At 71.5% G+C, this 3,907-nt stretch carries 6 protein-coding genes; 1 reads left to right on the top strand and 5 read right to left on the bottom strand.

Annotated features, from left to right (window positions below):
- Together ACLEQD_RS38625 and greA are read right to left on the bottom strand one after the other, a co-directional pair.
- Positions 1-193: hypothetical protein (locus ACLEQD_RS38625; protein WP_410390865.1), on the bottom strand; the 193-nt coding region annotated here is incomplete at its 3' end.
- A 111-nt stretch (positions 194-304) separates the two neighbouring features.
- A complete protein-coding gene (gene greA / locus ACLEQD_RS38620) occupies positions 305-817 on the bottom strand; it encodes a transcription elongation factor GreA (protein WP_410390864.1) in 513 nt (170 codons plus the stop codon).
- A gap of 185 nt (positions 818-1,002) precedes the next feature.
- Here greA and ACLEQD_RS38615 point away from each other — a divergent pair, with 185 nt between their 5' ends.
- Complete coding sequence (locus ACLEQD_RS38615) at positions 1,003-1,533, top strand: FHA domain-containing protein (RefSeq protein ID WP_171412682.1); 531 nt, start codon at positions 1,003-1,005, stop codon at positions 1,531-1,533.
- Positions 1,534-1,551: 18 nt separating this feature from the next.
- Here the strand turns inward: ACLEQD_RS38615 and ACLEQD_RS38610 are convergent, their stop codons facing one another.
- From ACLEQD_RS38610 to ACLEQD_RS38600, 3 genes are all read right to left on the bottom strand, one after another.
- Positions 1,552-2,505, bottom strand: a complete 954-nt coding sequence (locus ACLEQD_RS38610) for a hypothetical protein (RefSeq protein ID WP_410390863.1) — start codon at positions 2,503-2,505, stop codon at positions 1,552-1,554.
- Positions 2,506-2,817: 312 nt separating this feature from the next.
- Positions 2,818-3,300 carry a hypothetical protein gene (locus tag ACLEQD_RS38605; protein WP_410390861.1) on the bottom strand — a complete coding sequence of 161 codons (483 nt, stop codon included), beginning with the start codon at positions 3,298-3,300 and terminating at the stop codon, positions 2,818-2,820.
- Positions 3,301-3,387: 87 nt separating this feature from the next.
- Positions 3,388-3,907 (bottom strand): CHAT domain-containing protein (locus tag ACLEQD_RS38600; protein ID WP_410390860.1); only part of this gene is annotated, 520 nt, incomplete at its 5' end.

The following is a 3,907-nucleotide window of genomic DNA, read 5'->3' as shown; positions in this document are numbered from 1 at the left end:
CTCCGCGGGCGCGGGGCGGATCCACGTGCGGCAGCGCCGCCTCAGGTCCTCCAGCGCCGCGCGGTCCACGCCCCGGCCGCGGCAGGGTGCGCTCCATCAGGGTGCGCAAGTCCTTCACGGTCCCGAGCTGGGCGAAGTCACGCTGACACGCGTACTTGAGAGGTCCAACGAGGCTGGCGAGCGGGTGGTTCACGCGGATTTTCCAGCCTCCATCCTACGAAGCACGCCTGACGCCGCGCGGAAAACGAAACCGGGGGAGCGAGCCCAGGCCCGCCCCCCCGAAGGACACCCGGCCAGCCGGGCTTCAGCTCGCGCTGGCCGCCTCTTCCTGCGGATCCTCGAAGCTGATCTTCACGACCTCCAGCTCGCGGACGCCGCCGGGGCTCTGCACCGTCGCGATGTCGCCCACCTTCTTGCCGATGAGCGCGCGCGCCACCGGTGAGGTGACGGCGATCCACCGCTTCTTCAGGTCGGCCTCCGTCTCCCCCACCAGCCGGTAGCTGATGGTCTTGTCGTTCTCCGTGTCCACCAGCTCCACGGTGGCGCCGAAGACGACCTTGTCGCCGCCCAGCTTCGCCGGGTCGATGACCTCCGCGCGGGCGATCCAGTCGCCGAGGGTCAGGATGCGCCCCTCGATGTGCGACTGCTTCTCCTTGGCCGCGTGGTACTCGGCGTTCTCACGCAGGTCGCCGTGCGCGCGCGCGACCTCGATCTCACGCGAAATCTTGCCCCGCTCCACGGACTGGAGGTGCTTCAGCTCGTCCTTGAGCTTCTGCAGACCGTGGGGGGTCATCGGGATGTTGTCGCTCCCGCTCATCGAACCACCGCTCCTTCCATCACCTGGCTGCATGCATCGGAGGTCCGGCGCTCCCTCCTGGAACCCGGCCCGCGACTCGAAAGGGTCAATGTAGGGAACGAGCGACTCGCGGGTCAACGAAAGCCTCACCGTGACCGTCCGGTAGTGGCTGGGCGCCCGACGGCCGACCCGTTAGGCTGCCCCCCGTGTTGTCCGTCCAGGAATTGCGCGCGCTCGCCTCCGCCCTCCCCGTGGGCGCCTTCCAGCACCAGCTGGGCCCCTTCGCGCTGGTGCAGCGTCCGCCGTCGGAGCTGTCCGCCGCCGCGCTCGCGCCCACCCGCATGGCGGATCCCGGCGACGTCGAACAGGGCATGCTCGCCCTGCTCTTTGAATTCGACGACCTGCTCGTCGCCACCCTCCCCAACCTCAAGGACTCCGACGTGCTGAGGATTGGCCGGAGGCTGGACTGCGAGCTGGTGCTGGACGACGCGTCCGTGTCCAAGCAGCACGCGGAGCTCAAGTGGAGCCGCGCCGAAGGGCGCTGCACCGTGCGCGACCTGGGCTCCACCAACGGCACCTTCGTCAACGCCAGCACCACCGGGAAGCGCGAGGTGCCGCTCAGGGGCGGCGACATCCTCAGCTTCGGCAACGTCCAGTTCTGGTACCTGCTCACCGACGCGCTGCACGAACGGCTGCGCGCGGGCGCGGCCTCCGGCCTGGGCTCCCACTCCGGCTGAAGGCCGCCCCGCCCCGCTTCACGGACAGGCGCCGCAGTCCGCCGCGCACGCGTCGTACGTGTTGGACGTCCCGCAGTGCTCCGTGACCTGGCAGACGCCGTCACCGCACACGGCCACGTCCGCGTCGCGCACGTACGTGGAGAGCGGCTGGAAGGTGACCCCGCCCGCCGTGCAGCTCGCGAAGGCCCGCCCGGCCGTGCCCTCCGGGGTGCACGCCGCCGAGCAGCTCCCCACGTAGACGAGCGGCGCGCACGTCATGCGCGGCGCCCCGGTGCCGTCCACCACCGCGCACGCGCGCGTGGTGCTCTGGTTCGCGGCGAGGGGCGGGTTCTGGCTGCCCGCGTAGATGCCCTGTCCCTGGAAGAGGTTGCCGAAGAAGCACGACTCCGGCCGGGAGAACGTGGCCAGCTCCTCCGCGGAGGAGGCAATCGCCTGCCCCAGCCCGTCCCGGCCCTGCACGGAGATGGGCACGCTCACGGCGAAGGGGTTGGCGTGCGCGGCGAGGCACGCGGAGACGATCTGCTGCTCCGCCAGCGTCGCGGGCGCGCCCCCGGCCCAGCCCGGCGCCAGGCCCAGCAGCCCCGTCCAGGTGTGCGCCGTGTTCGTCGCCGCATGCGTGTACGCGCGCGTCTGCCCCGCGGGGACGGCGCAGCGCACGACGTAGCGCATGACCTCATCCGCGAGCGCCGGATCCGCGCTGAACCACGACGCGAAGGCGGCGGTTGACATGCCATTGAAAGACAGCCCGTTGAAAGACAGGCCGTTGAAAGACAGCCCGTTGTACGACAGCCCGTTGGCGGACAGCTTGTTGTAGCTGAGGGCCGCCTGCTCCCGCGTGGCCAGGGAGTCCATTGGCGCGGGTTCGCTCGCGCCAGGGTCACAGCCCGCCCCCAGCACCGCCAGGGTCAGGACCCAGGCCCCCAACAGCGTGCGCACTCCCGCTCCACGACAACCGCTCTCCATGTTCCCCATGTGTGCACCCTCCTGCCGCCTCGGGGTCCTCCGGCCGGACCCACAGTCATTCGGACGAGAAGGGCGTCAAAGACAAACGGGCGAGCAGCGCCCCCTCACGCACGAAAAGTGTGACCACGTTGTACGTGGGGCAAGGCACGAGAGGCACGGGAAACGCGGGAGCGAGGTCAGAGCCGACACTCGGGGCGTCTGGGGTTGAACGCGTGGGCCAGGGTCCATCCAGGAACGTGAAGGCCGTGGCCCTCCGGGGCGAGGGGACGTGTCCCCACCCCGGCGCCACGGCCGCCCGTTTCATCCGGTGAGAGGCTGGGATTACCGCTGCCGCTGCGTGCCGAGCTTCACGCGGGCCTTGTCCAGCTTCAGGGCGGCCAGCTCGCGCTTGATGTTGGCCAGGTCCGCCTTGGACATGAGGCCCGGATCATGTCCGCCCGGGGGGCCGCCGCCCTTGGGGCGCGGACCTTCGGGGGCGACGGCGCCGCCGCGGTCCGGGTCCACCAGGGACGTGCCGCCGCGCTCCACGGAGGACAGCGTCTTGAAGCCGGCGGTGGTGCGGGCCGCGTCCTTCTGGCTGACCTGCTTGACCAGCGTGAGCTTCCCGCTGCTCCGGTCGTACCGGTACATCCGGGTGCCCTTGGCGCCGTCATCCACGGCCACGTCCACCGTGCCGGTGGACTTCACCGTCGCCGGGCTGGCGACGGGCTTCGCCGTCGGGGCGACCTTCACCGCATTGTTCGGCGCCCTCGCCTGCTGGGCCCCGGCCTGCGCCGCCGACAGGGTGATGACTCCCACGGACATTGTTCCCACTGCGGACTTCCAACGCGTAATCATGATGCCTCCCGGTTCCCATACGCGCGCGGGCGCGAATCTTCGCCGGAATTCCGGCTATTCGAACGCGACCAGGTCCTGGACCCACCGGGCGCTGCCCTGCTGGAGCCACCGGGCCCGGGTGTCCCGGAGCGCCTGGGCGGGCGGTGTGCCGCGCCGCAGCGAGTCCTGCAGCGCCTGGAAGAAGGCCCCGGCCTCCACGTCCGGCACCTCCGTGGACGGCGCGACGACGGCCGGCCCCGCCTGGATGAGCGCGGCCGCAGGCTCACACCGCGTGGTAGCGCACGCGCCCACGTTCGCGTCGCAGGCGGCCAGCATCACCACCGGGGCGCCCTGGAGGGTCTGCCCCTCCAGGTCCTCCGCGGTGAGCGCATAGCGGCCGGCCGCGTCCGGGGACAGCGCCAGGAAGGCCGCGTCGGACACGGCGCCGGAGAGGCCGTGCGTGTGCAGCTCCACCTCCGTGGCGTCCTTCATCTCCGCGAGCACCGCCTCCGGCGTGGCCGCGCGGCCCCGCAGGTGCACGTCGCCCGGGCCGTCACGCCCTTCCACGGCATCAGGCGCGGCAGCCCAGCGCCGC

This window comes from Corallococcus sp. 4LFB, from assembly GCF_046520365.1.
GTDB classification, from domain to species: Bacteria; Myxococcota; Myxococcia; order Myxococcales; family Myxococcaceae; genus Corallococcus; species Corallococcus caeni.
This window is presented reverse-complemented; position numbering and strand designations above follow the sequence as displayed.

What these genes read in the sequence shown, in the direction of transcription:
- ACLEQD_RS38610 (WP_410390863.1), bottom strand. Translation starts at nt 2,505, where the DNA reads ATGGGGAACATGGAGAGCGGTTGTCGTGGAGCGGGAGTGCGCACGCTG.
- ACLEQD_RS38605 (WP_410390861.1), bottom strand. Translation starts at nt 3,300, where the DNA reads ATGTCCGTGGGAGTCATCACCCTGTCGGCGGCGCAGGCCGGGGCCCAG.
- greA (WP_410390864.1), bottom strand. Translation starts at nt 817, where the DNA reads ATGAGCGGGAGCGACAACATCCCGATGACCCCCCACGGTCTGCAGAAG.